Consider the following 3,366-nt stretch of genomic DNA (forward strand, 5'->3'; position numbering starts at 1 on the left):
CTGTATCAGGCTCACCGCTTTGACTACGAAACTCCGCTGGAAGAAACCATGCAGGCTTTTGGAGACCTGGTTCGCATGGGCAAGGTGCTTTACGTCGGCGTTTCCGAGTGGAATGCCCAGCAGATTCGTGAGGGTCAGGGCTTGGCTAAAGATCTTGGTTTCAAGCTGATTTCAAACCAACCGCAGTATTCAATGCTCTGGAGAGTTATTGAGGAGCAGGTAATCCCTACATCAGAGGAACTGGGTCTAAGTCAAATTGTTTGGTCACCTATGGCCCAGGGCGTGCTAACCGGTAAGTATCTTCCGGGTCAACCAGCTCCTGAAGGCTCGAGAGCTGCAGATCCAGACCTCTCTGGAATCATCGAGAAGTTCATGTCTGAAACCACTTTGACCCGTGTTCAGGCCCTAAAACCTCTTGCGGACGAACTTGGCATCACGATGGCTCAGTTTGCTATCGCATGGGTGCTGCAAAACAAGAATGTTGCAGCTGCAATTGTTGGTGCTTCAAAGCCAGAGCAGATCACTTCTAACCTTGCAGCCTCTGGAGTGGTAATTCCTCATGAGATCATGGCCAAGGTTGACCAGGTTCTGGGTGATGTTATTGAGCGTGACCCTTCCAAGACTAAGAGTCCAGAAGCAAGGCTTTGCTAGTTAGCTAGAGCTTTCGCAAGCCTCTTTGGCCAGGCTGGTCCCTGATAAATCAAACCGGTGTAGACCTGCACTAAATCTGCACCCAGGTGAACGCGCTCGACGGCTTGAACCACGGAACTCACTCCACCAACCGAAATGATGACGTATCCAGTTGGCAGTTCTCTTCTGGCCATCCGGAGCATCTCAATTGAACGTGCCGCTAGTACTGGTCCGGATAACCCTCCGGCCTCCTGCAGCACCGGCGAATCACCCACACCATCGCGACGAGTGGTCGTGTTGGTCATAATCACGCCGGTTAGACCAAGTTCTTGGACAAGACTCAAAACCTCTAAGAAATCGGCATCTGCCAAATCTGGAGACACCTTCACCAGAACAGGTTTACCCTGAGATTCAGCCAATACGGCCTGCAAAATCGGACGCAGCGACTCAACCTGCTGCAGGTCTCTAAGTCCTGGCGTATTCGGCGAAGAGACGTTCACTGCGAGATAGTCAGCAACTCTGGCTACCAACTTGGTGGTGGCGCGATAGTCATTGGCAGCGTCTTTTGCTTCAACGATTCGAGATTTGCCTATATTCACTCCAATAACCGGAAGGTTTTTGTAATCCCGGCGAAGTTTCTCTAGTCGTTTGGAGATCACCTCCGCGCCGTCATTATTGAAGCCCATGCGATTGATCAGAGCGTCGTATTGCGGAATTCGGAATGAACGAGGTTTTGGATTCCCAGGTTGAGAGTGGAAAGTAACTGTGCCGACTTCAATGTGGCCAAAACCCAAAGCGTGCAGCGGCCTCACCAACTTGGCATTTTTGTCAAAGCCAGCGCCAAGCCCAAGGCGATTTTCAAAGTGAAGCCCCATAATCTCGATGGACTTCTTTCGCTTGCCGGCCCGAAGAATGCCGAACTTGGAGGCTAGCTGCAAAGCAGTGTCAACTATCTTGTGGGAGGTTTCAGCATCCAGGGGTTTGAAAAATAGGTTGAAGAACAGCCGGTACAAGAGCTAGCTCCCCCGCAGATCCGAAATCGCCTGCTCGAAATCATCCAGCGAGTCCCAAGCTTGGTACACCGAGGCAAATCGCATGAAAGCGACATGGTCCAACTGACGAAGTGGCTCCAAGATCGCCAAGCCAATGTCCTGTGCCTCAATGGTTGCAGCGCCAGAGGAACGAAGTGCCTCCTCGACCTGCTGGGCCAACAAGGCTAGGTCGGCATCAGTGACTGGGCGTCCCTGGCAAGCTTTGCGAACACCAGAAACGATCTTGTCTCTGGAAAAAGGTTCGGTTACGCCGCTGCGCTTGGTAACCATTAGCGAGGCAGTCTCTAAGGTAGTGAAACGCTTTTGGCACTCCGGACACTGTCTTCTGCGGCGAATTGCTGAACCGTCATCGGAGGTTCTTGAGTCAATAACTCTGGAATCTGCGTGTCTGCAAAATGGGCAAAACATTAGTTACCTCCGGTGAATCTAATTTTGGCAGCATCGCCATGCGCGCTCAAGCCTTCAGCGATCGCAAAAGTATCAAGCTGGCCTGCCACTTCAGCTAGGGCTGATTCTGAGTAGTTGATTACCTGCTGAGGTCTCAAAAATGTGTGAACTCCAAGGCCTGGGCCAAATTTAGCCTGTTCGCCGGTAGGGAGTACGTGATTGCTGCCGGCTAGGTAGTCGCCAAGGCTGACCGGAGAAAACTCACCAAGGAAAATCGCACCGGCATTAGTGATTTCAGAGAGCACTGCTTTGGGGTCTTTGGTCAATATCTCTAGGTGTTCGGTCGCATATTCGTTGCTTACAGCAATTGCAGTCGCCAAATCTGGCACTAAAACTAGTGCCGATTGCATTCCGCCAAGTGAGGCTTTGACGCGTTCAGAGTTCTTCGTGATAGCAACTTGTTTGGCTAACTCAACTTCGACCGCGGAGATCAGATTACTGCTGTTGGTAACCAGAACCGCAGCTGCGTTTTCGTCGTGCTCGGCCTGAGAGATCAGGTCGGCCGCGATGCTCTTCGGGTTAGCGCTTTCGTCAGCGATTATGAGAATTTCGGTTGGACCGGCCTCAGAGTCAATTCCAATCAGACCCCTCAGCGCACGCTTGGCGGCTGCAACATAGACATTGCCAGGTCCGGTAACCATGCGAACAGGTTCAAGCTCGATCTCACTCACACCGAACGCAAATGCCGCAACGGCTGCTGCTCCACCAATTGCGTAGACCTCAGTCACACCGAGCAGTGCTGCGGTTGCCAAAATCGTTGGGTGTGGCATACCACCGAATTCTTTTTGTGGTGGTGATGCGATCGCAATTCTTGGGACACCAGCTGACTGAGCGGCAACCGCATTCATAACGACACTGGAGGGATAGACCGCCTTGCCGCCTGGAACATAAAGGCCTACCGAGTCAACAGGCGCATACCGCTGTGAAACTAACGCGCCGTTAGCTAGCTCCACTTCGAAATCCTTTGGGACTCCAGCTAGCGAGACCTTTCGAACCCGCTGAATTGCAGTCTCAATTGCAGCTCTCAGCTCTGCGCTGAGTTGCGAAACAGACTGTTCGATGACGGACTGCGGCACTCGAATAAACTCTGGGCGAACCCCATCAAAACGCTCAGCCTGATTCAAAAGTGCCGAAAGAGAGTGGGTTTTTACGTCTTCGATTAGCGGTAGAACTATCTCCAAGGCCTTTTCAACGCTTACTGAAGCTCTAGGCAGTGCACCACGAATTTGATCCTGAG

General features: G+C 52.0%; 4 protein-coding genes. 1 reads left to right on the forward strand and 3 read right to left on the reverse strand.

The genetic code is table 11. From position 1 onward, the window contains the following. The coding region (locus AC128V_RS06830) for an aldo/keto reductase (RefSeq protein WP_482763923.1) at positions 1 to 651 on the forward strand (651 nt) is incomplete at its 5' end. Here the strand turns inward: AC128V_RS06830 and AC128V_RS06835 are convergent. The 3 genes from AC128V_RS06835 to hisD are packed head-to-tail and all read right to left on the reverse strand — an operon-like array spanning position 648 to position 3,355. Continuing rightward, positions 648 to 1,643 (reverse strand): quinone-dependent dihydroorotate dehydrogenase, encoded by a 996-nt coding sequence (locus AC128V_RS06835; protein ID WP_482763924.1) that lies wholly within the window; start codon positions 1,641 to 1,643, stop codon positions 648 to 650. The genes AC128V_RS06830 and AC128V_RS06835 overlap by 4 nt on opposite strands. A gap of 3 nt (positions 1,644 to 1,646) precedes the next feature. Next, a complete protein-coding gene (nrdR, locus tag AC128V_RS06840; protein ID WP_482763925.1) occupies positions 1,647 to 2,090 on the reverse strand; it encodes a transcriptional regulator NrdR in 444 nt (147 codons plus the stop codon). Next, the gene (gene hisD, locus AC128V_RS06845) at positions 2,090 to 3,355 is read right to left on the reverse strand and encodes a histidinol dehydrogenase (protein WP_482763926.1); all 1,266 of its coding nucleotides are present in this window, start codon (positions 3,353 to 3,355) and stop codon (positions 2,090 to 2,092) included. Before hisD ends, nrdR begins: the two co-directional genes overlap by 1 nt. Between the last annotated feature and the right edge of the window lie 11 nt (positions 3,356 to 3,366).

The sequence above is a fragment of the Aquiluna sp. genome (assembly GCF_965064355.1).

Coding starts and splice junctions, on each gene's coding strand:
- nrdR (WP_482763925.1), bottom strand. CDS start 2,090: ATGTTTTGCCCATTTTGCAGACACGCAGATTCCAGAGTTATTGACTCA.